Raw genomic sequence first — 26,241 nt, forward strand, 5'->3', positions numbered from 1 at the left:
GCTTATTTTAAGTTGTTCAAACTTGCTTTAAGCGTTTCAATTTTAGCAACTGCATCGGCTTCTTTTTTCTTTTCACTTGCCACAACTTGCTCAGGAGCTCCCGAAACAAAACGCTCGTTAGACAACTTCTTTTGAACCGATTTCAGAAATCCTTCTGTATATTTAAGTTCCTCTTCTAATTTTAAGATTTCAGCGGCCACATCAATGGTGTCATTGGCTGGAATAAAATATTCATTAGATTTCACTCTAAAGGACAAGGCATTTTCAACTGTTTCAGTTGTGTAGCTCAAGTTTGAAATGTTTCCTAATTTAGAAATAATCGCATCAAAGCCTTTGGTTTGAGACTCGTTGTTCAATACCAAAAATTCAATAGTATTTTTAAATGCTATATTTTTCTCTTTTCGAATCGTACGAATTCCTGACACAACATCTGAAGCAAATTCAAAACCTTCTAAAATAGTCGAGTCGTAAGGCTTCAGTTCTGGCCATGAAGCCACAATTAAAGCTTGCTCTGGCGTTCTTTCTTCCAAATATTGCCAGATTTCTTCTGTCAGAAATGGCATAAACGGATGTAAAATTTTTAGATTTGATTCCAATATTGCTACCACAGCCTCATAAGTTTTCTTGTCAATGGGCGCCTCGTAAGCAGGTTTCACCATTTCCAATAACCAAGAGCAGAAATCATCCCAAATTAATTTATAAGTAGTCATTAAAGCATCACTTAAGCGGTACTTGCTAAAATGATCTTCTATTTCTACCAATGTTTTTTGAAATTTTGCTTGGTACCACTCAACAGCAATGGCGGCATATTCAGGTTGCTCAATCTCGGCAACTTCCCAACCTTCAATCAGTCGGAAGGCATTCCATATTTTATTCCCAAATGCTTTCCCTTGTTGACATAAGGCTTCATCAAACATTAAGTCGTTTCCAGCGGCGGAGCTTAATAATAATCCCACACGAACGCCGTCGGCTCCAAAGTTTTCTATAAGCTTTAAGGCGTCTGGAGAATTCCCCAATGACTTGCTCATCTTACGACGTTGTTTGTCTCGCACAAGTCCTGTGAAATACACGTTGTTAAAAGGCTTTTGATCTTTATATTCATGACCGGCAACAATCATACGTGCCACCCAGAAAAATAAAATATCTGGTCCCGTCACTAAATCATTGGTTGGGTAGTAATATTTTATGTCTTCGTTTTCTGGATTCCGAATGCCATCAAACACAGACATTGGCCACAACCAAGAAGAGAACCATGTGTCTAGAACATCACTGTCTTGTCTTAAACTTTCAAGACCTAATTGTGTATTGCCCGATTTATCTTTCGCTAACTCTAAAGCTTTTTCAATGGTTTCAGCCACTACAAAATCGTCTTTGCCATCTCCATAAAAATAGGCTGGAATCTGTTGACCCCAAAATAATTGTCTAGAAATATTCCAATCACGGATGTTTTCCATCCAATGGCGGTAGGTGTTTTCAAATTTCTTTGGAAACAGATTGATCGTTTTGTCTTCTAAAACCGCTTTGATCGCAGGTTTAGCAAGCGTTTCCATTTTTAAAAACCACTGGTCTGAAAGACGTGGTTCAATCACTTCTTTTGTACGTTCCGAAGTTCCTACTTTATGTGTATGTTGTTCCGTTTTGATCAGAAAGCCTTTGGACTCAAGCTCTTTGGCGATTTCTTTTCGAACCACAAATCGGTCTTTACCTTCGTAGTGCAGGCCAAAACTGTTCAGCGTTGCATTGGCATTAAAAATATCAATCACTTCTAACTGGTGTTTTTCACCTAGCGCCTTATCATTTATATCATGTGCAGGTGTTACTTTTAAACAACCCGTTCCAAATTCAATATCAACATATTCATCTTCTATAATAGGAATGACACGATCATTTAAAGGAACAATTGCTTTTTTTCCTTTTAAATGGGTGTAGCGTTCATCGTTCGGATTGATACAAATTGCGGCATCGCCTAAAATCGTTTCAGGACGTGTCGTTGCAATCGTAATCACCTCATCACTGTCTTGAATATTATAATTTAAATAGTATAAATTGCCTTGTCGTTCTTCATAAATCACTTCTTCATCAGACAAGGTTGTTTGGGCTTGAGGATCCCAATTCACCATTCTAAACCCTCTATAAATCAACCCTTTATTAAATAAATCAATAAATACTTTGATCACAGATTCACTCATATCATCATCCATCGTGAATTTGGTACGATCCCAATCACAAGAGCATCCAAGTTTCTTCAATTGTTCAAGAATGACTCCTCCATATTCTTCAGTCCACTCCCAAGCATGTTCCATAAACTCTGCTCTCGTAAGGTCGTTTTTATCAATTCCTTTCTCTTTCAGTTTTGCTACCACTTTTGCTTCAGTAGCGATCGATGCGTGATCGGTACCAGGAACCCAACAGGCATTTTTCCCCTGTAAACGTGCACGACGTACCAAGACATCCTGAATGGTATTATTCAGCATGTGCCCCATGTGCAAAATCCCTGTAACGTTTGGTGGAGGGATCACAATGGTATAAGGCTCTCGAGAATCGGGAGTCGAATGGAAATATTTATGAGTCATCCAGTAGTCATACCATTTGTTTTCAACAGTTGACGCATCATATTTAGAAGGAATAGACATACTTTGGAATAGTTTTTGAATGTTAATTTACAAAAGTACTTATATTTTATTTTCTTTAGAATTAATAATTGAATTTATATGAGTACATTTTTGTAGTTTTAAAAAAAGTACCTAAATTTACATTAACAAACACACTATTATGAAAAAGCTTTTTACATTATTATTCATTTCCATCTTTAGTTTGGGGATTTATGCACAAGATAAGGTTGCGAAAATTGAATTTGAATCTGAAACAATCGATTATGGAATCATAGAAAAAGGTTCCGATGGTGTTCGTGTATTTAAATTTAAAAACACAGGCAATATCCCTTTAATCGTTACTGCTGTAAAATCAAGCTGTGGCTGTACGGTTCCAAAAAAACCAACAGCACCAATTTTACCTGGTGAAAACGGTGAAATTGAAGTAAAATACGACACAAATAGAGTCAACCCAATTCGAAAAACAATTACAGTAACCTCTAACGCAGTTAGACCTACTGTTGCTTTGAAAATTAAAGGAACGGTTATCGATTCTAGTAAAGCCAGTGTCATTGAAGATAAAGACAAAAGCGTTTTAGAGCAATAAGATTTAAGCCTTATCAAATAAACGAAAGCACCTTAATGGGTGCTTTTTTTATGCAATAAATCCCGGAGATTAAACTGGTATTTCATAGAAACTCCTGCTCGTTCGATGGTCATTTTAATACGTTTTCCATCAGCTCCATAAAACTGATCAATCGCTTTTTGAAGTGTTAATGAGCTGAGACTTTGATTATTGATTGAAAGTACTATATCACCTATTTTAAGTCCAGCCTCATCCGCTGGTGAATTGGGCCTAATGTCTGAGATCTCTAGTTCTGGTACAATTTCAAATTTGTAAGTAGATGTGAAGTTAATTGTACTCGAACTTTGGGTAGTGTTGTCAGCAGTAGAACCCACTATTTTACTGGGGAGTATTGCTCGTGTTTTAAGCAGTCGGACTCCCGCATATTGCATCACAATTCCACTCTTGTTATACTTAAAAGGTTTGTTGAAAAATTTGTTTTTTTTGAAGGCAGCCCACTGTGATTTGTAATTAAACACCCAATTAAACCGATGCAACACATCTCCTAGTAAACTCCCATTTCTTAGCGTATTGATTTTTGCTTTTTGAATGGATGAGGAATCTGGAAAAGCTACATTGACTTTGTTTAATTGAAAGTCTTTTAAACGAAAGGATTTGAGTACCGAGCGTTTTCCGAAAATAGCACCACTAAGGCCTTTCCCTAAAAAATCGTCAAAAGTGTTTTTTGGGATGGATAAGGATTGTGCAGGGTCTTCAAAAAGCCATAAGGAGTCACTCCCACCTGTATCAATTAAAAGATTGACTGGAACGGCTTTATGATCTACCGTCACAGATGCTTCTATAATGGGTTTTTTATTATAAAAAATGAGATCTAATTTTCTCCATTTTCGGGATAATTTAGAATCATACAACAGAGGGTTGTAAAGTTTTATAAATTTTCGACTGTAATTAATTTCGACCACAAAATCTTTAAAAATATCATAGCCAATAATGCCATGAACAGGAATTCCTAAACTAGGCACAAAATTGATGGAGGCATCTATAATTGCAAATAAATCTTGATTTAGGTTTACAGCCTCCCCAATGATCACTGTATTATTTGAGGAGCGCAAGGCTTCAATCGGTTCATCGTTGCCCAATCCATGAATAAGGATTAATTCGGTTTCATGGATTGATAATTCCTCTTTTAAATTGAAGAAATTAAAAAGAATCGGCTTTGAAACCCCTGTATCTAGTAAAAAAGACAAAGAAACACCATTAATAGTCACAGGAATAACAATCAAATTATTCACCAATTTAAAATGTATTTTGTCACTTACTCCATTTTTGAGTTCAAAATTTCCTTGAGAGAACACACTCAAATTAAAGCCAATACAAAGAAAAATACAAAGCGATTTTACATTCAACATAAGAATCGTAGTAAGGGGGTAAAGACAATTTACGACAGATTTATTTAAATAATAGTTAAAGGGCTTTATTTTATACAAACTTTAAGATAAATTTGTAGGCAATTTATATTATAGAACTATGCCAAAAATCTCTCGAAAAGGGGCACTAATGCCACAATCACCCATTAGAAAACTAGTGCCTTACGCCGAACAAGCAAAAAAAGAAGGTATAAATGTCTATCATTTAAATATTGGTCAACCTGATATTAAAACTCCCGAAGTGGCACTAAATGCTGTCAAAAACAATACGTTAGACACTTTAGCCTACAGTCGTTCGGAAGGCTCGGAAACATACCGTACAAAATTAACTGCCTATTATAAAAAAAATGACATTCACGTCAGTGCCAATGATATTATCATCACCACAGGAGGAAGCGAAGCCTTGTTTTTTACTTTTGGAAGCATTATGGATCCCGAGGATGAAGTGATTATTCCCGAGCCTTTTTATGCGAATTACAATGGATTTTCTACGGCGCAAGGTGTCAAAGTGGTGCCCGTTGTTTCTAATATTGAATCTAATTTTGCCTTACCTCCTATCGCTGATTTTGAAGCGTTAATCACCCCAAAAACAAAAGCAATATTAATTTGTAACCCAGGCAATCCTACAGGCTATTTATACAGCAAGGCTGAAATTAAACAACTTGCAATACTGGTTAAAAAACACGATTTATTTCTAATTTCTGATGAAGTCTATCGCGAATTCACCTATGATGGTCACGAGCATTATTCCATCATGCAAGAAGAAGGCTTAGAACCGAATGCCATCATCATTGATTCTGTATCAAAACGATACAGCATGTGTGGCGCAAGAATTGGGTGTATTGTAACCAAAAACACAACGGTTCTTAATACGGCTTTAAAATTCGCACAAGCACGATTGTCTCCGCCAACTTATGCCCTACTCGCAAGTGAAGCAGCCTTAGAAACACCAGACAGTTATTTTAGTGAAGTCATCTCTGAATATGTGGAACGAAGAAATGTATTAATAGAAGAACTTCAAAAAATTGAAGGCGTCAAAGTCGCCATCCCAAAAGGTGCTTTTTACTGTATTGTAGAGTTGCCAATCACAGATTCGGATGTATTTGCGCAATGGCTATTAGAAGACTTTAGGCTTGATAATGAAACCATCATGGTGGCACCAGCTGCTGGATTTTATTCGACGGAGGGGCTCGGGAAAAATCAGATTCGAGTTGCTTATGTCCTAAATAAAGAAGACCTTAGGACTTCGGTTGCTATTTTAAAAGTAGCTCTCAATCAGTACAACGCCTAATGATCATTAAAAACAACATAACTCTTAAACCTTTCAATACTTTTGGAATTGATGTCAAAGCAACAGAATTTGCATCCATCAATTCCATACAAGAGCTTAGGGATGTTTTAAATACAAATCCAACGGACTTACTGATTCTTGGTGGTGGGAGTAATATATTACTAACTAAAGATGTGGAAGCTTTAGTATTACAAATAAACCTCAAAGGAATTTCTGTAATTTCTAGATCTGAAAATAGTGTTCAAATAGAAGTTGCAGCGGGTGAAAACTGGCATGAATTGGTGTGTTGGTGTCTCAATGAAAATTTTGGAGGACTCGAAAATTTATCTTTAATTCCTGGGAATGTAGGGACTGCACCCATTCAAAACATTGGTGCCTATGGCGTGGAATTAAAAGATTCTTTTGTAAGCTGTGAAGCTCTTAATATAAAAACAAAAGAACTGAGAACCTTCACAAAAGAAGAATGTCAATTTGGGTATCGAAACTCTATTTTTAAGCAAGAGCTTAAAGGGCAATACATCATTACTTCGGTCGTATTTGAGTTAAGCAATCAAGAGCACAGTCTGAAAACAAATTATGGTGCGATTGAAACTGAACTTCAAAATTATGGCATAAAAACCCCCACAATTCAAGACATTTCAAAAGCCGTTATTTCGATTAGAAACTCAAAGTTACCAGATCCAAAAACAATTGGTAACAGTGGTAGTTTTTTCAAAAACCCTGTGGTTACTTATTCGAAATTTGAAATATTACAAACACTATTTCCACAAATTCAACATTATAAAATTTCTACGGACGTTGTTAAAATCCCTGCAGGATGGTTGATTGATACCGCAGGCTTCAAAGGCAAAACATTTGGAAATTTTGGAGTCCATGCCAAACAAGCCTTGGTTTTGGTAAACTATGGCGGTGCTTCAGGAATGGATATTTTAAATCTCTCTATCCAAATTCAAAAAGCTGTAAAATTCATTTTTGATATTGATTTAGAAACGGAAGTCAATATTCTGTAAAAGCGCACGTTTGTGCGCTTTAAATATTTTAAAAAAAGTTTTACGCCTTTTTACTTAATCTACAAACAAAACCAGCCACAAGTGCTCCTGCAATGGGTGCCAACCAAAACAACCAAAGCTGCCCTGCATAATCCCCGCCTTGAGCAAAAAATACTTGACCCGTAGATCGCGCTGGATTTACAGATGTGTTTGAAATAGGAATACTAATCAAGTGAACCAATGTGAGTGCTAACCCAATAGCAATAGGCGCGAATTTTTTGGTGGACTTATGAGTCGTGCTCCCAAGAATAATAATCACAAAAAAAGCAGTGGTCACAAATTCTGTAATCAATACAGACGTCATAGAATATCCGCCTGGAGAAAGCACTCCATATCCATTTGCGGCGAAGCTTCCAACTGTTTCGAAATCAGATTTTCCTGAAACAATTAAGAATAAAGTAGCGGCAGCAACAATCGCCCCAAGAACTTGAACTAGAATATAGCCTAATAAATCTTTGGTAGCAAAACGCCCACAAGACCAAAAACCAATTGTGACTGCTGGGTTAAAATGCGCCCCAGAAACGGGGCCTACTGCGAAAGCCATCGTTAATACGGTTAAACCAAACGCGAGGGAAACCCCTACAAATCCAATTCCTACATCTGGATATCCGGCTGCAAAAATAGCACTACCACAACCTCCAAACACAAGCCAAAAGGTTCCAAAAAACTCTGCAAATAATTTTTTCATAATAATAAAATATCTAGATTTTAAAATATGACACAAGAATTAAAAAAAAGTCACATACCGAAATCAAATTCCTTAAAAGTGTATCTTTGTAAAAAAAAATACGATGACTCTATTTTTAATTACGTTAGCGCTCTTAGGACTTGCTGTTGGAGGAATTTCAATAAAAATATGGGCAAAAAAAGATGGCGTATTTGCAGGGACTTGTGCCAGTCAAAACCCCATGCTGAACAAAGATGGGGAAGCCTGTGGCTTTTGTGGAAAAACCCCCGAGGAATATGAAGATTGCTCTGAACCTCAGCACTCTTAAATCAATACCAGCCCATTGGAAGTAAACGACGCCATTCAGAAAGCTAAAGAAAACGATCAAATTGCATTTAATTTTTTATTGCATACATTTTGGAACGATGTGTATGGGTTTTTGATGAAACGGACCCGTAATGAAAATGACGCAGAAGACATTACAATCGAGGCATTTTCCAAAGCCTTTGAGAAAATCAATACTTTTGATGAATCATTTAAATTCAAAACATGGCTGATTACCATTGCAAAAAATACCCATTCTGACAGTTTAAGGAAACAAAAAATATCTCTGAGCAATCAAACGTCTGAAGAAGATGAAAAGCGGGTGTATTGGATTCAAGATGAGGCACCTTCCCCAGAAGACAAACTCATCACGAAGCAAAATCTTGCGGAGTTATTAAAAGACATCAAAAAGTTAAAACCGCATTACCAACAAGTGATTAATTTGCGGTATTTCCAAGAATTATCTTATGTGGAAATCTCTAATGAGATTGAGGCGCCAATAAATAATGTAAAAATTAAACTCTTAAGAGCCAAAAAACTGCTAGCCGAAATTATTTTGACAAAACAATGAAACGCTTTATACAAAAACTAGGTCCTGGACTTCTGTTTGCAGGAGCTGCCATTGGTGTCTCTCATCTTGTACAGTCCACGCGTGCAGGAGCAGATTTTGGATTTGGATTACTCTGGGCGTTACTGCTCATTCATTTGGTGAAATATCCGTTTTTTCAATACGGGCCTCGCTATGCCAGTGCAACGGGTGAAAGTTTACTAGAAGGCTATCGGAAATTGGGAAAAGGTGTATTGATACTGTACGGACTACTTACTTCCCTAACCATGTTTACCATTCAAGCGGCTGTGACGATTGTAACCGCCGGTATTGCTACTTCTTTATTTGGAGACTTCATCAGCGTAAAAGTTTGGACTGTGGTCATTTTAAGCGTGTGTTTTATCATCTTAAATATTGGAAAGTATCGATTTTTAGACGTCATGATGAAAGTCATTATCATCACTCTAACCCTCACAACCTTGGTTGCCACTGCGATGGCCATTTACAATTCGAGCGAGGCCGTATCATTTACACAACTCTTACCAGAAGGCAGTATTGAAATTACATTTTTAATCGCCTTTATGGGATGGATGCCAGCGCCTTTGGATATTTCGGTATGGCATTCGTTATGGACCACTGAAAAGCAAAAAACAAGCACCGAGAAACGCCATCCAAAAACAGCTTTATTAGATTTTAATATTGGGTATTTAGGAACGATTCTTTTAGGGGTTAGTTTTGTAGCACTTGGCGCACTTGTCATGCACCCTACAGGCAATAGTTTCAGCAACAGTGCTGGTACATTTTCTGTTCAACTTATCGATATGTACACCCAAAGTCTCGGCAACTGGGCTTATGTCATTATTGGAATCGCTGCGTTCACCACCATGTTTAGTACGACCTTGACAACCCTTGACGCCTCGCCACGATCTATGCATAAAACCACGGAGTTGGTGTTTGAAAAATCCTTCAAAAATGGCTATTTAATATGGAGCGTTGTATTAATTTTAGGAACTCTCAGTATTTATTTTTTCTTTCTCTCGGAAATGGGAAGTCTCATAAAAGTAGCCACGGTATTATCATTTTTAACCGCTCCCTTTTACGCACTCACCAACTATATTTTAATTTCAAGTAAACACACCCCAAAGGAGTGGCGTCCATCCAAGATCCTCCACATTATGAGCTGTTTTGGTATTCTTTTTTTAATCGGTTTTAGCGTGTGGTATCTCACAATTTTATGATTTGTTTATAAGAATACTTTGTATCTTTGTGGCTCAAATTGAACGCATGGCTGTAGAAACACTTTCAGACCCAATTATAAGACAACCCAAACCAAAATGGCTTCGTGTCAAATTGCCAACAGGCAAAAAATACACCGAACTCAGAGGGCTTGTTGACAAATACAACCTCAACACCATCTGTGCTTCCGGAAGTTGTCCGAATATGGGCGAATGCTGGGGAGAAGGCACAGCAACCTTTATGATTTTAGGAAATATCTGTACGCGTTCTTGTGGGTTTTGTGGCGTCAAAACAGGACGGCCAGAAACTGTGGATTGGGATGAACCTGAAAAAGTTGCGCGTTCCATCAAAATTATGAATATCAAACACGCGGTTCTGACGAGTGTAGATCGTGATGACTTGAAAGATATGGGAAGTATCATGTGGGCAGAAACTGTGAAAGCGGTAAGACGTATGAATCCAAACATCACGATGGAGACTTTAATTCCAGATTTTCAAGGGATTGAAAAACACATCGATCGCATTATAGAAGTCGCTCCCGAAGTGGTGTCTCATAATATGGAAACGGTAAGACGCTTGACACGTGAAGTCCGCATTCAAGCGAAATACGATAAAAGTTTGGGTGTTTTAAAATACCTAAAAGATCAAGGGCAACGCCGTACCAAAACAGGTTTGATGCTTGGCCTTGGAGAAACCCGTGATGAAGTGATTGAAACGCTTCACGATATAAAAAATGCGAATGTAGATGTGGTTACCATCGGTCAATACTTGCAACCGAGTAAAAAACATTTGCCTGTAAAGCAATTCATCACCCCAGATCAATTCAAAGAATATGAAACTATTGGATTGGATTTAGGCTTTCGCCATGTAGAAAGTAGTGCCTTGGTAAGATCTTCTTATAAAGCTCAAAAACACATCAACTAACGATGGTACGGGTCGCAATCAATGGATTTGGACGCATTGGGCGTCGAGTGTTCAGACTGTTATTGGCACACCCAACGATTGAAGTGGTTGCAATTAACGATCTGGCAGATACCAAAACCTTGGCGCATCTACTCAAATACGACAGTATTCACGGCACTTTAAAAAGAACTATTTCGAGCGATGACACGCACATCATCCTTGATGGTCATTCGATTCCTGTCTTAAATAAATCCCATCTGAAAGACCTCAACTGGACGCCCTATACTGTGGACATCGTCATTGAAGCAACGGGGAAATTTAAAACCAAAAAGGAGTTAATTCACCATATAAATAACGGGGCTTCTAAAGTTATTTTGAGCGTCCCTCCTATCGATGACACTGTCAAAACAATCGTTTTAGGAGTAAATGACGATTTATTAAACACAGAAGATACCATCATTTCAAACGCTTCTTGTACCACTAATAATGCAGCGCCCATGCTCTCCATTATCAACGAGCTTTGCGGTATTAACCAGGCATACATCACAACGGTGCATTCCTATACATCCGATCAAAGTTTACATGACCAACCGCATAAAGATTTAAGACGTGCACGTGCTGCAGGACAGTCTATTGTACCCACAACAACGGGAGCGGCGAAAGCATTGACAAAAGTATTTCCGGAGTTGGCCAACTGTATTGGAGGTTGTGGAATTCGAGTGCCGGTTATTAATGGATCGCTAACGGATATCACGTTTAATGTAAAAAAGGAGACTTCTGTAGAAGCAATTAACAAAGCGTTTAAAGAGGCTGCTGAAACCTCGTTTAAAGGGGTTTTAGAATATACCGAAGACCCGATTGTGTCGATTGATATTGTCGGAAATACGCATTCCTGTATTTTTGATGCGCAAATGACGTCTGTTATTGGAACGATGGTGAAAATTATTGGATGGTACGATAACGAAACAGGCTACTCCAGCCGTATTGTAGATTTGATTTATAGAGTAAAAAATTAGATATTTGTCTCATTCCTCATCTGCATTAGATACAAATCAAAGTTTTTTGCCCAATACTCTTTTTCAATTTTCTCTAATTCAAAGCCCATTTTCTCATAAAATTTATAGGCATGCTGACTTGTTCTGACTCTAATGATTTCAACTTCTGTATTTCTCTTCAAATGGTTGATTCTGTGTTGGGTTAGTTTTTTTCCGATGCCCTTTCCTTGTGATTTTGAATCCACCATATCCCAAGAGATTCGTGCCGATTTTTCTTCCAAAAAATAGTTGATACCTCCAGCCCCGATAATTTTAAAATCAAGTTCATAAACAAAATAGTCTTCTACTTCATGATCTAGGTAATTTATAAATTCAATCTCTTCGGAGGGATCAAAATATTCAGGAGTGTTCTGTCGTAATAATTCAATGAGAGTTGATTTGTCTTTTTTTGTGTAGTTTCTGATCATTGTGTGTTTTTCTAAATCAACTAAAAAACCTCAACATACCCCGCCACCAAACGTTCAAACTCCGAAGCGTTCTCTATTTTCAATTGAATGGGCAAATAGTATATATGATCTTGTGCCTCTGTATGCAAGCGTGAAAAATCTTTTTCGGTAGTTACTACCAACGATTTTGAATGTATGAATTCCAATTCAGGTTTAGAAAACTCATGATGATCCTTATAGTTTAAATGCTCAAATTCAAGTTCCATTTCAGTTAAATACTCGACTAAAGGTGTCGGGTTTGCAATGCCTGTCACCAGCGTAAAATGAGTTCCTTTTAAATCCGACAAAGCACGGTTTGAAGTCGATGAAATAAGCGTTTCACTGTACTGGATACTGCTAAAAAATACGGTTTGATTGGTTTCTGGATTCAAACGTTTAGTGATTGCTGTTTTTTCTAAGTCACCCAAATTTTCTGGACACTTCGTTACCACAATTAACTGTGCACGTTTGGCACCCAATTTAGGTTCTCTCAGATTGCCTGTTGGCAAAACAAAATCATCACAATACAATTGATCGTATGCGGTCAGTAGAATATTAAATCCTGCCGTGACTTTTCTGTGTTGAAACGCATCATCTAACAACACAACTTCTAACAAGGGGTTGTGTTCTTTCAAATATTTTAAACCATTTTGGCGATCGGCATCCACTGCCACCGTAATATTTTTAAATTTATTGAAAATCTGTAAAGGCTCGTCCCCAATATCTTGAGACGTGGCATTTGGCGTGGCAATCAGAAAGCCTTTGGACTTTCGTCCATACCCACGACTGAGGGTTGCCAGCTTATACTTCGAACCCAACAGAGTAATTAAATATTCAATCATGGGTGTTTTTCCAGTGCCACCTACGGATAGATTGCCCACACAGAGCAATGGAAATTCATAAGATTTGGACTTATAGATTGACCAATCATATAATTTGTTTCTTAAAAATACCGCCGCATAATAGAGGGGTACAAAGGGGAATAATATTTTTCTAAAAAGCTTCATTGCAACGAAAGTAATTATTTTATCTTTGAACTTAAACAAAAACTTATGATAGTTCAAGATGTGATCACGCATTTAGAGGCTTTGGCCCCACTTGCCTATGCTGAAGAATTTGACAATGTAGGCCTTTTGGTCGGGCATAAAACCACTAAAGTAACAGGTGTATTAGTGACACTAGACACTCTTGAAACAGTGGTAGATGAAGCCATTGAAAACCAATGCAACTTGATTGTGAGTTTTCACCCGATTATTTTTAAAGGCCTTAAAAAAATCACGGGAAACACCTATGTGGAACGTGTATTGATAAAAGCGATCGAACATAAAATTGCAATTTATGCCATCCATACAGCACTTGACAATGCTTTTGAAGGCTCAAATGCTGGACTTTGTGATCTTTTAGGATTAAAAAATAAAGCGATTCTAATTCCACAAGTGGGAACCATCAAACAATTGACCACTTATGTCCCTGAACAACATGCCGATGCCGTCCGAACCGCCTTGTTTGAGAGTAGTGCTGGAAGTATTGGAAATTACACCGATTGTAGTTTTAATAGCGTAGGTACTGGAACTTTTAAAGGAAATGAACATTCAAATCCTGTGATGGGAGCGAAGCATGTTTTACAAAAAGTATCAGAAACAAAAATCACGGTCAGTTTTGCAAAACATCTGGAAAATGACATTCTAAAAACACTTTTTAGCAGCCACCCTTATGAAGAAGTTGCCTATGAAATCATCGCTTTAGAAAACAAAAATCAACATATTGGCATGGGAATGGTTGGCCAGTTAGAGCAACCAATGGACGAAACTTCGTTTATAGACTTTATAAAAACCCGTTTAAATTGCACACTTATACGGCATTCGGAATTCTTAGAAACTCCCATCCAAAAAGTAGCCGTGTTAGGAGGGTCAGGAAGCTTTGCAATCGAAGCTGCTAAGGCCGCTGGTGCTGATGCCTTTATCACCGCTGATTTAAAATATCACGATTTTTTTAGTGCTGAAAATTCGCTGTTATTGGCAGACGTAGGGCACTATGAAAGCGAGCAACATATAAAAAATATTTTAGTTGCCCATCTTAAGAAAAAAATTACTAATTTTGCAGTCCTTTTATCAAAGACAAATACAAATCCCGTAAAGTATAAATAAGCATGGCTAAAAAGAAAGAACTAAGCGTAGAGGATCGATTAAGAGCTCTTTATGATTTACAATTAATCGACTCAAGAGTTGACGAAATTAGAAATGTGAGAGGGGAACTTCCTTTAGAAGTTAGAGATTTAGAAGATGATGTTGAAGGATTCAAAAACAGAGTTCAAAAGCTTGAAGAAAGTCTAACCGAAATCGACAATCAAATAAAAGCTAAAAAGATTCTTATTGAAGAAGCGACTGGTTTGATTAAAAAATATACCGAACAACAAAAAAATGTTCGTAACAATCGTGAGTTTAACTCTTTAACTAAAGAAGTTGAGTTTCAAGAATTAGAAATCCAATTGGCCGAAAAACACATCAAAGAATTTAGTGCTCAAATGGAACAAAAAAATGTTGTGATCACTTCTACTAAAGAACGTTTAGAAGAACGCGAAACGCATTTAAAACATAAAAAAGCAGATCTTGATGCGATCCTTGCTGAAACCGAAAAAGAAGAAAAACTTTTATTGGCCAAATCAGACGATTACAAAAAGAACATTGAAGAACGCCTTGTAAAAGCTTACACTAAAATACGTACTAACGTCAAAAATGGCTTAGCCATTGTACCTATTGAAAGAGGTGCTTCCGGGGGATCTTACTTTACAATCCCACCACAAGTGCAAATGGAAATTGCGTCTCGCAAAAAAATCATCACAGATGAACACAGTGGTCGAATTTTAGTAGATGCTGTTTTAGCCGAAGAACAAAAACTTAAAATGGAAAAATTGATTTCTAAACTTTAACTTTTTACCTTACATTATTCAAAGCCTTCATTTTTAATGAGGGCTTTTTTTATTTAATATAATTTTCACACTATTATAAAATTTGGGTTGTAATTTTATTGCGTAAATAAACATAAAAACCCATGAAGAATCTTACCACACTTATGCTTTGCTTGACCTTCAGTTTTATGAGTTGTCAAACAAAAAAAGAAAAAACTAAAATGCAACTTGAAGTAGAAAATGCCGCTCCCATTGAAGTCCCTCTAAAAGATGGCATGGCACGTGCCTATTTTGCCAGTGGGTGTTTTTGGTGTGTCGAGGCCATATATGAAAGTGTCAAAGGCGTTTCTGAAGTCATTAATGGTTATGCAGGTGGCTATACCGACAACCCAACTTACCATGCTAGTAATACTGGAAGAACAGGACATGCCGAAGCTGTAGAAGTTATTTACGATCCAACAGTTGTGAGCTTCTCAACCTTGTTAGATGTGTATTTCGGTTCTCAGAACGTCTCGCAAGTCAATGGCCAAGGGCCTGATAGAGGCTCCCAATACCGCTCTATTATTTTCTATCAAAATAAGGCACAAAAAGCAATTATAGATCAAAAGAAAGAGACCCTTGGAAAAGCGTTAAACATAAGTGTTGCTGCAGAAGTGTATCCCTTTCTAAAATTCTGGAAAGGCGAAGATTACCATCAAAATTATGAGCGTCTGCATCCGAATAATTCCTACATACGAAATGTTTCCATCCCTCGTTTACGGAAATTTCAACAAAAATTTCCTGACTTACTTAAATCGAAGCATTAATTTTTAAGCTGCAATTCCATTTTGTTTTCAATCAAAATTGCTTATTTTTGAGAGAATTCAAACCATCAGAAGTTGACAAATTACAAGCCCGGAATCGATTATGCTAAAGCACAAGATCAAAAAGATCCTTTAGCCCACTACCGTGAAAAGTTTTACATTCCTAAAAATACGAATGGAGACGAGTGGTTATATTTTACCGGAAACTCTCTGGGACTTCAACCCAAAGAAACCAAAAACCACATTCAACAAGAGTTGGATGATTGGGCAAACTTGGGTGTTGAAGGACATTTTGAAGCCAAAAACCCTTGGATGCCTTACCACGAATTTTTGACCAAAACCATGGCGGAGATTGTGGGTGCGAAACCCATAGAAGTGGTCATCATGAATACGCTGACGACAAATCTTCATTTATTGATGGTTTCCTTTTATCAACCTACCAAAACAAAATATAAAATCGTCATTGAAAGCGACGCCTTTCCTTCCGATCGGTATGCCGTAGAAACACAATTACAGTTTCATGGATTTGACCCTTCGGAATCGCTTGTAGAATGGACCCCTAGAAACGGTGAAACCCTTCTAAACATCGAAGATCTAGAATCTATTTTAGAAACGCAAGGCGATGAAATCGCTATGTTATTAATTGGCGGCGTCAATTATTATACAGGACAATATTTAGATTTAAAAAGAATTGCAGAACTCGGCCACCAACAGGGATGTAAAGTCGGAATTGACTTGGCACATGGGGTTGGAAACATTCAACCAAACCTTCACGAATCAGGAGTAGATTTTGCGGCTTGGTGTACGTATAAATACATGAATTCAGGTCCAGGAAGTCTCGGCGGAATTTTTGTTCACGAACGCTATGCCAATGACACTTCCTTAAAACGATTTGCAGGTTGGTGGAGTCAAAACAAAGCCACCCGTTTTGACATGCGGCAACCCTTAGACATTACTCCTGGCGCGGAAGGTTGGCAATTAAGCAACCCACCCATCTTATCCATGGCAGCAATCAAAGCGTCTTTAGAATTATTTAATGAGGTAGGGATGCCCGCATTAAGAGAAAAATCCATAAAACTGACCGGCTATATGGAATACCTTATTCTGGAATTACAGAATGAAAACATTTCGATCATCACACCTAAAGATCCTGAACAACGCGGATGTCAATTGTCCATACAAGTGAAAAACGCAAACAAATCTTTACATACAAAATTAACTGCTGCATACGTGATCACTGACTGGAGAACTCCAGATGTGATTCGTTGTGCCCCTACCCCTTTTTACAACTCCTTTGAAGATGTTTATAAAATGGTAGAAATCTTAAAAACAATTCTGAATGCCTAGGCAAGAAAATATATTAATTATTGGAGCCGGACTCTGTGGATCCTTACTCGCTTTGCGACTTGGTCAACGCGGATTTAACGTACGCGTGATTGAAATGCGTCAAGATTTACGAAAAGTAGATATCAGTGCTGGGCGTTCTATCAATTTGGCCTTTTCAAATCGTGGACTGAAAGCGATTAAAATGGTTGGATTGGATTCAAAAGTTGAATCTCTGTGTATTCCAATGCACGGCAGAATGATTCATGACAAAGAAGGAAATACCTTTCTTTCAAACTACAGTGGTCGTGAAAACGAATCTATAAATTCCATTTCGAGAGAATTGCTAACCGCCCTCTTATTGGACGAAGCAGAAGCGCTGGATAATGTGACCATTGAATTTAATAAACGTAGTATAAAAGTTGATTTTGAAGCCAAAGTAGGGCATTTTGAAGACACCATTTCTGGCGATGCTTTTGAGGTATCCGCAGACCTCATCTTTGGAACAGATGGCGCGGGTTCCTCCCTAAGAAAAAGTTATTTCCAAGAACGTAAATTTTTATTTAGTTTTTCACAGAATTACCTCACACATGGCTATAAGGAATTAACCATTCAGCCCACAAAAAGTGGCGAATTTAAGGCCTTTAAAAATGCACTTCATATTTGGCCGAGAGGCGATTTTATGATCATTGCATTACCAAATTTAGAGGGCAGCTTTACGGTGACCCTGTTTTTAAGTTATGAAACTGGCGAATACAATTTCAATAATTTGACAACCCCCGAAATTGTCACTGAATTTTTCAAAAAGGAATTCCCTGATGCACTGGATTTAATGCCCAATTTAGTGGAAGAGTTTTTTGAAAACCCAACCGCACCCTTAGGAACGGTGAAATGTTTTCCTTGGCACTATAAAGGCAATAGCCTTTTACTAGGTGACTCCGCACACGCTATTGTTCCGTTTTACGGACAAGGCATGAATGCTTCTTTTGAAGATGTAGTCGAATTTGATGCCTTTTTAGATCGGCATGAAGGCGATTGGGAAGCCACATTCAAAGCGTTTGAAACACACAGAAAAGTGGACACCGATGCGATTGCTGATTTAGCAATTGATAATTTTCACGAAATGAAGGATCATATTGCCAACCCCATTTTTCAAGAAAAACGAAAAATTGAAATGGCTTTAGAAGCTGAATTTCCAGAGACTTATTATTCAAAATATTCATTGGTGACTTTCAAAGAAACAATTGGTTATAACGAAGCAATGACTGTGGGTCGTGCACAAGACAAAGCGATCTTGAACATGCTATCCGCTCAAAAAATAGATCCGAAAGAAAATTTAAAGGATCAGCTTAAAAAAGTACAGGAAGAAACAAAAAGCATCCTTACAGAGGGCACGCTTACAAAATATTAAAATACTAACAAAAACGAACACTATGAGTACCAAAGTCACACCAAGAGGCGCCTATCCACACACCAAACGTGTTGGAGATTTTATCTTTGTTTCAGGCACCAGTTCGAGACGGGCAGACAACAGCATTGCTGGCGTGGATATCATTGATGAAATGGGTACGAAGCACTTGAATATTGAAACACAAACGCGGGAAGTCCTTCAAAATATAAACACCAATCTAATCAAGGAAGGAGCGAGCTTAGAAGATGTGGTTGATGTCACGACCTTTTTAGTAAATATGAATGATTTTGCAGGCTATAATAAAACCTATGCCGAGTTTTTCAGTCCAGAAACAGGGCCGGCGCGCACCACAGTTGCGGTACATCAACTTCCACACCCGGATTTGGTGGTCGAAATTAAAGTAATGGCCTATAAAAAATGAGCATGATCCACATACAAAACTATATCGACGGTGTGTTTTCAGATCCCATTCAAAACGAATGGATCGACAATATAGGTCCTGCCGATGGTTTAGTGTATGGAAAAACTCCAAACTCGAGTTCTAAAGATGTGCAAGCCGCTTATGAGGCTGCTCAAAAAGCATTCATCCCTTGGTCTGAAACCTCCATAGAAAAAAGAAGTGCTATTTTATTGAAAATAGCCGGTTTGATTGAAGCCAATTTAGACCGCTTTGCAGCGGCAGAAAGTAAAGATAATGGAAAACCCATATCTGTTGCAAGGGCAGTTGACATTCCACGAGCGGCGAGTAACTTCCGATTTTTTGGGCATGCGATCACTCAATTTTATAGCGAAAGCCACGAAACAAAAAGTGAAAAAACAATCAACTATACCCTGCGACATCCAATAGGCGTTGTGGGTTGCATCTCTCCATGGAATTTACCCTTGTATTTATTGTCATGGAAAATAGCACCTGCTCTGGCAGCAGGCAATTGTGTGGTTGCTAAACCTAGTGAAGTAACACCTTATACTGCCTTTTTGTTGGGAGAAATTTGTAACGAGGCAGGACTTCCAAAAGGGGTTTTAAATATTGTACATGGTTTGGGTTCAAGCACCGGAAAAGCGATTGTAGAACATCCTCATATCAAAGCAATCTCCTTTACGGGAGGTACAGAAACAGGTAAATTTATTGCCAAAACGGCGGCCCCCATGTTTAAAAAATTGTCCCTCGAATTGGGTGGGAAAAATCCAAACATCATTTTTGCGGATTGTGATTACGAGAAAATGCTAACCACTACAGTAAGGTCTTCATTTTCTAACCAAGGTCAAATTTGTTTGTGCGGGAGTCGGATTTTTGTGGAAGCCTCCATTTATGAACAATTTAAGATCGATTTTACAGAACGTGTTCGGCAGCTTGTGGTAGGGCATCCCTCTGATGAATCGACACAAATTGGAGCTTTGGTGTCTAAAACACATTATGAAAAAGTACGGTCTTATATTGAGGGTATTGACCCCACAGAAAGCAGATTGTTATTGGGAGGGGAACAAGTTCATGTGGAAGGTTATGAAAATGGTTACTACCTTTCACCTGCGATTATTGAAGTCGATTCCAATCAGTGTAAATTAAATCAAGAAGAGATTTTTGGACCTGTCGTTACCCTGATGTCTTTTACCTCAGATGCCGAAGTTTTAGCGATGGCGAACGATGTAAAATATGGTTTGTCCGCTACGGTATGGACCAATAATTTAAAGCGAAGTCTAATGTTCTCTGAGAAACTAGAAACAGGAATAGTCTGGGTAAATACTTGGATGCAACGCGATTTGCGCACTCCATTTGGAGGCGTAAAATCATCAGGTGTCGGTCGGGAAGGCGGATTTGAAGTCCTCCGTTTTTTCACCGAAACAAAAAATATATGTATCAATTACAAATAATAAAAAAGACAGATGAACTTAAACTTAGAACATAAAAACGCCCTTGTGTGTGGAAGTACGCAAGGCATTGGAAAAGCAGCTGCTTTCGCCTTGGCTTCTGAAGGGGTTACACTCACCTTGGTCGCTAGAAATGAAGCCAAACTGAAAGACGTTATTGCGTCACTTCCAAACGCAGATCAACACGATTATATCATTGCTGATTTTATGAATCCCTCAGATTTAAAATCCAAAGTTGAAAGCTATATTCAAAAAAATCATGGGTTCCATATTCTTGTCAACAATACAGGAGGCCCTAGAAGTGGTGCGATTATCGACGCCAGCTTGGAGGAGTTTGAGAATGCCTTTACACAACATCTGAAATGTAACCATGTACTCGCGCAACTCACGGTTCCTTTTATGAAAGAGGCGTCTTATGGACGTATTATAAATATCATTTCAACCTCGGTAAAAGAACCGATTGAAGGCTTGGGTGTGAGTAACACCATCCGAAATGCCGTTGGCAACTGGAGTAAAACACTGTCCTTTGAATTAGGACGTTTTGGAATTACGGTCAATAATGTATTGCCTGGATTTACAGAAACGGAGCGTTTGAATGAGATTATTAAAATTAAAGCCAATCAAGCGCAGACGAGTATCAAAGAAATGACCGCAATCATGAAAACTTATACGCCTGCAAAACGCTTTGCAAAACCAGAAGAAACGGCCAATGCAATTGTGTTTTTGGCGAGTGAAGCAGCGAGCTATATAAACGGCGTAAATATCCCAGTAGATGGTGGTCGCACAAAATCTTTGTAACTTGAAAAAATTAATCCTAATACAAAACCCATGAGCAAGCTAGTATCTCCCCTAAATATCAAAGCGTGGATTGAAGAAAACAGAGCATTATTAAAACCGCCTGTTGGAAACAAATGTGTGTGGAACGATGGCGAATATATTGTAATGGTTGTTGGTGGTCCCAATAATCGAAAAGATTATCATTATAATGAAACCCCTGAATTTTTCTATCAATTAGAAGGGGATATCATTTTAAAAATCATTGACAAGGGCGTTGCAAAAGATGTCCATATCAAAGAAGGTGATATATATTTATTACCCTCAAAAGTCCCCCATTCCCCACAACGGGGCGCAAACACGGTAGGGATCGTCATTGAGTATCCACGACCGGAAGGTGTGGAAGATGCTTTGGAATGGTATTGCGAAAATTGCAACCATCAACTGTTCAGAGCGCCTTTTGTGCTAGATAATATTGAAACCGATATGCCGATTATATTTGATCGCTATTATTCAAGTGAAGAAAAATGTACCTGCACCCAATGTGGCACTAAAATGGAGGCACCAAACAAAATTTAAAACAAACAGATGAAACGTAAACTTCGCATCAACGGACATTCCCATTTACTACCTTATCCAGAGGAAATTCCTCAATTCATGAAAGAAAAGGAGATTTTTTGGGTGGACGATGAGCGCAAGCATATGCTTCAAAAAGGTTGGAGTCGACCGGTGACGCATTCAAGTTTTTTCTTGGATGAAAAACTGGAGTGGATGGATCATAATAAAATTGACCATGCAGTGGTTTTAAATTTATCACAGCTCTATGGGAACGGATTGCGTTTGGAAGAAATGAAAAAAGCTTTGCGTTTTCAAAACGACTACAATGCCAAAATACAACTGGATAATGCCTCCAAATTCACTTGTGGATTTGTGGTGCATCCCGGATTTATTCAAGGGGCCTTATGGGAAATTGAACGCTGTGTCAAAGAATTAGGTTTAAGAGTGTTGTGTTTACCCACTCACTTTATGGACAGTATTGGGCAATGGCGAAGTGTGTTTGATAAGGAAAATGACCCGATTTTTGAATTGGCAAATGAATATAATTTAGCGATTGAAGTCCATCCTTATGATGGTGAAAAGATGATTAAGCTCGAAAACACTTCGTGGCGTTTTCATTTAATTTGGATGCTGGCACAATGTGGAGATGCGTATCATTTTTATACCTTAAACGGTATGCAAGAACGCTATCCTAACATCCGAACGTGTTTTGCACATGGAGGTCAAATGGCGCAAATGAACCTTGGAAGACGAATTCAAGGGTTTGACGGTCGCCCTGATTTATTTGAGGGTAAAACTCACCCCCGAAAAGCAGTTGGACACCCAAATATCTATTTTGACACCTTGGTTCATGACACCGATTCATTAGAACTAATGTTGAAACGTCAAGGGAGTAATCAAATTATTATGGGCTTGGACGATCCTTATCCGTTAGGAGAAATGGAAAGCGAAGCGCAGTCTTCTTATCCAGGAAAATTACTAGATCTTGCTATTGACCGGAAATTAATATCCGAAACGCAGTACGACGAAATTTGGGAAGACAATGTTTTAAGATGGTTGTTTGGGGAAGACAAAGTACAGGCTGAAAAATTGATTCAAAAAATACTTTCTTAAATGCATTTTATATCAGAAAAATTGGACGACTATGTTGTGAAACACTCCGAGGAAGAACCCGCACTTTTAGCAACACTCACTAGAGAAACGTATCAGAAAATTTTGCAACCCCGCATGTTGAGTGGGCATTATCAAGGACGGGTTTTGAGTGTATTATCCAAACTCATTCGACCCAAAACCATTTTGGAATTGGGAACCTTTACAGGCTATTCGGCCTTGTGTTTGGCAGAGGGCCTAGACAAAAATGGTATTTTACACACGATCGATATCAACGAAGAATTGGTGGATTTTCAACGCAGCTATTTTGATAAATCTGATTATGGATCTCAAATAATTCAACATTTAGGATCGGCATTGGACATCATCCCCACCCTAGACACTACGTTTGATTTGGTGTTTATGGATGCTGACAAACCTAATTATATTAATTATTTTCATCAAATCATAGACAAGCTCAACTCTGGAGGGGTGATTCTTTCTGACAATGTTTTATGGAGTGGGAAAGTAATTGAAACTCTTGACCCTTCAGATGTATCAACCAAAATTGTTTTAGAATACAATGCTTTGTTAAAAGAAGATCCGCGCTTGGAAACCGTGTTACTTCCTATCAGAGATGGACTTACGGTAAGTATAAAAAAATAGCTTTAGAAATTTCGACGGACAGATCCTGTTAGGTCTTTGACCTCTTCTTTTACTTTATCAAGTTCTTCCTTTACATCTTTAGTAATCGAAGTATCGATGCCATTTTTATCGGCACTTTTTTGAATTTCTCCTTTGATATCATTGGTCGCATCCTTGAGCGTACGCATGCCTTTACCCATGCCTTTTGCAATGCCAGGAATTTTATCCGCCCCAAACACCAGAATCACGATAAATAATATAAACGTGATTTCAGTACCACTAATAAATAAAAAGTGCGTGTGTATCATGGTACAAATATAACGAGATTTCTTTGATCTGTTTTGTTAATTTTTAGACAAACTTGCAATTTTGAAAGCTTTTAATTTATCCTCTAAGAATTGTAAAATTTCTAATTCACTTCGTCCTCGACAGCGTTGTAAAAAATCAGGCGCATCTGCACAGAAATAGTAAAATTCTACACGCTTATCTTTTTTTAACTCATTGGTTGTAAAAAAAATCGGCCCTACAACGTCTTTTATATACTGAATGGTTTTTTTGTCTTTATCTAGTTTGAGTTGTTCTTTAAGCATTTTAGTACGACCAGACATCATATTAAGGAGCTTGGAAAAATTTAAACCTAAACCAATAACAAGAGGACCTGCATCTGCTTCAAAAAGACGTCTTTCTGCCAAATTCATTCGCAGACCTGTATAGCCCGGAATTCCTAAATCGTAAAAGTCCATGGGACGTTCGACCTCAGAGTTTGTAATGTCCGAATTCAAATCACCAGTTAAGACCGTTCCAATCATTACCTCATCTAAGGCATTGATAGATTCAGAAAGGCTCACCGTGATTGATTTACTGTTGATATGCTGCGCTGTCAAAACAATGGTTTTTGGAAGGTATTGAATGGATGAAAAATAAAGCGAATCCGACAGTTTTCCTTCTACGATAAACAATCCATTTTGATCGGTGGTGGTATAACGGTAAGACGTTTTATTAATGACATGAATCCCTTCTAGCTCTCCATTGGTAATAATTTTACCTGAGAGTTCCACCTTTTGAGCATGAGCAATACCTACTGTCATCCCACTAACTATTATAAGACATAGAATGGATTGCATTGAAAAAAAAGAAGTCCTCAAATTGATTTGAAATTATATTATTCGGTAAATTTACAAAAAATAAAAGATGAGACGAGCATACTAAAATTATTATCACCCATGGGAATGACTAATAGCGAACCTGCCTGCTGCAGGCAGGCAGCATGTGACCTTTTAAAATAATAAATATAGACACATGAAACAAATCCTAATTGCGAGCACCTCTACCGTGCATGGCAGTGGTTATTTAGACTATCTGTTGGACGCTTTAAAAATTCATTTTAAGAATGTAGAAACCATTCTCTTTATTCCGTATGCACGTCCCGGTGGGATGTCGCATGATGCCTATACAGAAATTGTCCAACTGGCTTTTTCTAAAATAGGAAAAACAGTCAAAGGGCTGCATGAATTTGAGCATCCAAAAGAAGCTCTAAAAAATGCAGAAGGAATTTTTGCAGGCGGAGGTAATACATTTGTTTTGGTAGATCAACTTTACAAAATGGATGTCTTTAACGAACTAAAAACTGCGATTGAATCGGGTACGCCTTATGTAGGTACCAGTGCCGGAAGTAATATTTGTGGTCTTACCATTGGCACATCGAACGATATGCCGATTGCCTATCCAAAAAGTTTTCAAACATTGGGACTTGTTCCATTTAATATCAATCCACACTATTTAGACCCAGATCCGAGCAGCACGCATATGGGCGAAACCCGTGAAACCAGAATACAAGAATTTCATCACTTTAATTCACAGCCCGTTATTGGACTCAGAGAAGGGAGTTATTTGGAAGTTCTAGGATCAAAAATCACGCTGAAAGGACCCTTAAACGCACGAGTGTTTGAGAAAAATAAAACGCCTTATGAGCTAAAGCCAGAGTCGGATGTGTCGGGTTTGAATTAATGATTGTTCGTTAGAGGCAACAGACAAGAGTCAAGAACAAAGAGAAAAGAGAGTACTAAGTAGGGAGTACAAAGTATCAAGACGAAGTAATCTGTTGAAAATTACGACTCCTTTTCATGAGATTGCAGCGCTACGCCCCCAACGACAATACACACCCGTCATTACGAGCCTGTCTGCCGATAGGTAAACTCGCAATGACATCGTCTTGGTTCTTGATTCTTTGTTCTCTACTCTATTCTCTCTACTCTTTTTTCTTAATACTTAATACTTTGTACTTAATACTCTTCCGTCACCCAATCACTTTCACAAAATGATATCCTAATTTTTGAAACCCATCTCTTTCGTAGAATTTCTGAGAAGGTTCATTATCAATATAGGCATTGAGTTCAATCGCCTGATAGCCTTTTGATTTGACATAGTCCTCAATCCAATTGATAAAAAGAGTCCCTAATCCTTTGTTTCTATAGGCATCGTCAATAAATACATGATCCAATTCTACACTGCGCCCTGAATAATGGCGGGTGCAAAACCACAAGCCAGAGACACCCATAAGTTTATCCCCGTCATAAACACCTATACATTCATAATTCTGAGATACCATTTCCTTAAAACGTTCTAAAAGCAGGGCTTCGGTAATCGATTCTTTAGACATTTTTTTGACTAATGGCACTACGATCTCAATGGAGTCGGCGAGGATAATTTTGAATTGAAATTGCATTTAAAAAGGTTTAATAATTCAAAAATACAACTATTTAT

The 26,241-nt window shown here is 38.0% G+C and carries 28 protein-coding genes; 20 read left to right on the forward strand and 8 right to left on the reverse strand.

Features of this window, described 5'->3' with window-relative positions:
- Nucleotides 1-2: 2 nt before the first annotated feature.
- The gene (locus FORMB_RS02770; protein ID WP_069675999.1) at nt 3-2,633 is read right to left on the reverse strand and encodes a valine--tRNA ligase; all 2,631 of its coding nucleotides are present in this window, start codon (nt 2,631-2,633) and stop codon (nt 3-5) included.
- A gap of 139 nt (nt 2,634-2,772) precedes the next feature.
- Between FORMB_RS02770 and FORMB_RS02775 the strand changes: the two genes are divergently transcribed.
- Nucleotides 2,773-3,198, forward strand: coding sequence for a DUF1573 domain-containing protein (locus FORMB_RS02775; RefSeq protein WP_069676000.1), 426 nt, complete (start codon nt 2,773-2,775; stop codon nt 3,196-3,198).
- A 32-nt stretch (nt 3,199-3,230) separates the two neighbouring features.
- On the opposite strand, the gene FORMB_RS02780 is transcribed toward FORMB_RS02775, so the two are convergent.
- Complete coding sequence (locus tag FORMB_RS02780) at nt 3,231-4,586, reverse strand: aspartyl protease family protein (RefSeq protein ID WP_069676001.1); 1,356 nt, start codon at nt 4,584-4,586, stop codon at nt 3,231-3,233.
- A gap of 118 nt (nt 4,587-4,704) precedes the next feature.
- Here FORMB_RS02780 and FORMB_RS02785 point away from each other — a divergent pair, with 118 nt between their 5' ends.
- Nucleotides 4,705-5,895 (forward strand): pyridoxal phosphate-dependent aminotransferase, encoded by a 1,191-nt coding sequence (locus FORMB_RS02785; RefSeq protein WP_069676002.1) that lies wholly within the window; start codon nt 4,705-4,707, stop codon nt 5,893-5,895.
- The gene (gene murB / locus FORMB_RS02790) at nt 5,895-6,905 is read left to right on the forward strand and encodes a UDP-N-acetylmuramate dehydrogenase (protein WP_069676003.1); all 1,011 of its coding nucleotides are present in this window, start codon (nt 5,895-5,897) and stop codon (nt 6,903-6,905) included. Before FORMB_RS02785 ends, murB begins: the two co-directional genes overlap by 1 nt.
- A gap of 40 nt (nt 6,906-6,945) precedes the next feature.
- Here the strand turns inward: murB and aqpZ are convergent, their stop codons facing one another.
- Nucleotides 6,946-7,632: an aquaporin Z gene (aqpZ, locus tag FORMB_RS02795; RefSeq protein ID WP_069676004.1), complete on the reverse strand. Its 687-nt coding sequence runs from the start codon at nt 7,630-7,632 to the stop codon at nt 6,946-6,948.
- A gap of 103 nt (nt 7,633-7,735) precedes the next feature.
- Between aqpZ and FORMB_RS02800 the strand changes: the two genes are divergently transcribed.
- The 5 genes from FORMB_RS02800 to gap are packed head-to-tail and all read left to right on the forward strand — an operon-like array spanning nt 7,736 to nt 11,637.
- Entirely contained in the window at nt 7,736-7,939 is a 204-nt protein-coding gene (locus FORMB_RS02800) for a membrane or secreted protein (protein ID WP_069676005.1), read from the forward strand.
- Nucleotides 7,940-7,954: 15 nt separating this feature from the next.
- A complete protein-coding gene (locus FORMB_RS02805; protein ID WP_069676006.1) occupies nt 7,955-8,506 on the forward strand; it encodes an RNA polymerase sigma factor in 552 nt (183 codons plus the stop codon).
- A complete protein-coding gene (locus FORMB_RS02810) occupies nt 8,503-9,720 on the forward strand; it encodes an NRAMP family divalent metal transporter (RefSeq protein ID WP_069676007.1) in 1,218 nt (405 codons plus the stop codon). The genes FORMB_RS02805 and FORMB_RS02810 overlap by 4 nt, the downstream gene beginning before the upstream one ends.
- 46 nt (nt 9,721-9,766) lie before the next feature.
- The gene (lipA, locus tag FORMB_RS02815; protein WP_069676008.1) at nt 9,767-10,642 is read left to right on the forward strand and encodes a lipoyl synthase; all 876 of its coding nucleotides are present in this window, start codon (nt 9,767-9,769) and stop codon (nt 10,640-10,642) included.
- 2 nt (nt 10,643-10,644) lie between these two features.
- Entirely contained in the window at nt 10,645-11,637 is a 993-nt protein-coding gene (gap, locus tag FORMB_RS02820; RefSeq protein ID WP_069676009.1) for a type I glyceraldehyde-3-phosphate dehydrogenase, read from the forward strand.
- Here the strand turns inward: gap and FORMB_RS02825 are convergent.
- Complete coding sequence (locus FORMB_RS02825) at nt 11,634-12,083, reverse strand: GNAT family N-acetyltransferase (RefSeq protein ID WP_069676010.1); 450 nt, start codon at nt 12,081-12,083, stop codon at nt 11,634-11,636. The genes gap and FORMB_RS02825 overlap by 4 nt on opposite strands.
- Nucleotides 12,084-12,103: 20 nt before the next feature.
- On the reverse strand, nt 12,104-13,108 hold the full coding sequence (lpxK, locus tag FORMB_RS02830; RefSeq protein WP_069676011.1) for a tetraacyldisaccharide 4'-kinase: 1,005 nt from the start codon (nt 13,106-13,108) through the stop codon (nt 12,104-12,106).
- A 45-nt stretch (nt 13,109-13,153) separates the two neighbouring features.
- Between lpxK and FORMB_RS02835 the strand changes: the two genes are divergently transcribed.
- The 11 genes from FORMB_RS02835 to FORMB_RS02885 all read left to right on the forward strand — a co-directional run bounded on the left by FORMB_RS02835 (nt 13,154) and on the right by FORMB_RS02885 (nt 23,499).
- A complete protein-coding gene (locus tag FORMB_RS02835; RefSeq protein WP_069676012.1) occupies nt 13,154-14,248 on the forward strand; it encodes a Nif3-like dinuclear metal center hexameric protein in 1,095 nt (364 codons plus the stop codon).
- 2 nt (nt 14,249-14,250) lie between these two features.
- Nucleotides 14,251-15,030, forward strand: a complete 780-nt coding sequence (locus FORMB_RS02840) for a zinc ribbon domain-containing protein (protein ID WP_069676013.1) — start codon at nt 14,251-14,253, stop codon at nt 15,028-15,030.
- Between the two features lie 122 nt (nt 15,031-15,152).
- Entirely contained in the window at nt 15,153-15,815 is a 663-nt protein-coding gene (gene msrA, locus FORMB_RS02845; protein WP_069676014.1) for a peptide-methionine (S)-S-oxide reductase MsrA, read from the forward strand.
- 72 nt (nt 15,816-15,887) lie between these two features.
- Nucleotides 15,888-17,159: a kynureninase gene (gene kynU / locus FORMB_RS02850; RefSeq protein WP_069676015.1), complete on the forward strand. Its 1,272-nt coding sequence runs from the start codon at nt 15,888-15,890 to the stop codon at nt 17,157-17,159.
- On the forward strand, nt 17,152-18,546 hold the full coding sequence (locus tag FORMB_RS02855) for an FAD-dependent oxidoreductase (protein ID WP_069676016.1): 1,395 nt from the start codon (nt 17,152-17,154) through the stop codon (nt 18,544-18,546). Before kynU ends, FORMB_RS02855 begins: the two co-directional genes overlap by 8 nt.
- 22 nt (nt 18,547-18,568) lie before the next feature.
- On the forward strand, nt 18,569-18,967 hold the full coding sequence (locus FORMB_RS02860) for a RidA family protein (RefSeq protein ID WP_069676017.1): 399 nt from the start codon (nt 18,569-18,571) through the stop codon (nt 18,965-18,967).
- A gap of 2 nt (nt 18,968-18,969) precedes the next feature.
- A complete protein-coding gene (locus tag FORMB_RS02865; protein ID WP_197493489.1) occupies nt 18,970-20,415 on the forward strand; it encodes an aldehyde dehydrogenase in 1,446 nt (481 codons plus the stop codon).
- 12 nt (nt 20,416-20,427) lie between these two features.
- Entirely contained in the window at nt 20,428-21,210 is a 783-nt protein-coding gene (locus FORMB_RS02870) for an SDR family oxidoreductase (protein ID WP_069676018.1), read from the forward strand.
- Between the two features lie 30 nt (nt 21,211-21,240).
- Nucleotides 21,241-21,765, forward strand: coding sequence for a 3-hydroxyanthranilate 3,4-dioxygenase (locus FORMB_RS02875; RefSeq protein WP_069676019.1), 525 nt, complete (start codon nt 21,241-21,243; stop codon nt 21,763-21,765).
- Nucleotides 21,766-21,774: 9 nt separating this feature from the next.
- Complete coding sequence (locus FORMB_RS02880; RefSeq protein ID WP_069676020.1) at nt 21,775-22,857, forward strand: amidohydrolase family protein; 1,083 nt, start codon at nt 21,775-21,777, stop codon at nt 22,855-22,857.
- Entirely contained in the window at nt 22,858-23,499 is a 642-nt protein-coding gene (locus FORMB_RS02885) for an O-methyltransferase (RefSeq protein WP_069676021.1), read from the forward strand.
- Nucleotides 23,500-23,501: 2 nt separating this feature from the next.
- On the opposite strand, the gene FORMB_RS02890 is transcribed toward FORMB_RS02885, so the two are convergent.
- Together FORMB_RS02890 and FORMB_RS02895 are read right to left on the reverse strand one after the other, a co-directional pair.
- A complete protein-coding gene (locus FORMB_RS02890; protein WP_069676022.1) occupies nt 23,502-23,786 on the reverse strand; it encodes a Sec-independent protein translocase subunit TatA/TatB in 285 nt (94 codons plus the stop codon).
- A gap of 36 nt (nt 23,787-23,822) precedes the next feature.
- Nucleotides 23,823-24,566: a carboxypeptidase-like regulatory domain-containing protein gene (locus FORMB_RS02895; RefSeq protein ID WP_069676023.1), complete on the reverse strand. Its 744-nt coding sequence runs from the start codon at nt 24,564-24,566 to the stop codon at nt 23,823-23,825.
- A gap of 211 nt (nt 24,567-24,777) precedes the next feature.
- Between FORMB_RS02895 and pepE the strand changes: the two genes are divergently transcribed.
- Nucleotides 24,778-25,485: a dipeptidase PepE gene (pepE, locus tag FORMB_RS02900; protein ID WP_069676024.1), complete on the forward strand. Its 708-nt coding sequence runs from the start codon at nt 24,778-24,780 to the stop codon at nt 25,483-25,485.
- 289 nt (nt 25,486-25,774) lie between these two features.
- Here pepE and FORMB_RS02905 read toward each other — a convergent pair whose 3' ends face one another.
- Nucleotides 25,775-26,203, reverse strand: a complete 429-nt coding sequence (locus FORMB_RS02905; protein ID WP_069676025.1) for a GNAT family N-acetyltransferase — start codon at nt 26,201-26,203, stop codon at nt 25,775-25,777.
- Nucleotides 26,204-26,241 lie beyond the last annotated feature (38 nt).

Source organism: Formosa sp. Hel1_33_131, assembly GCF_001735745.1.
GTDB lineage: Bacteria > Bacteroidota > Bacteroidia > Flavobacteriales > Flavobacteriaceae > Hel1-33-131.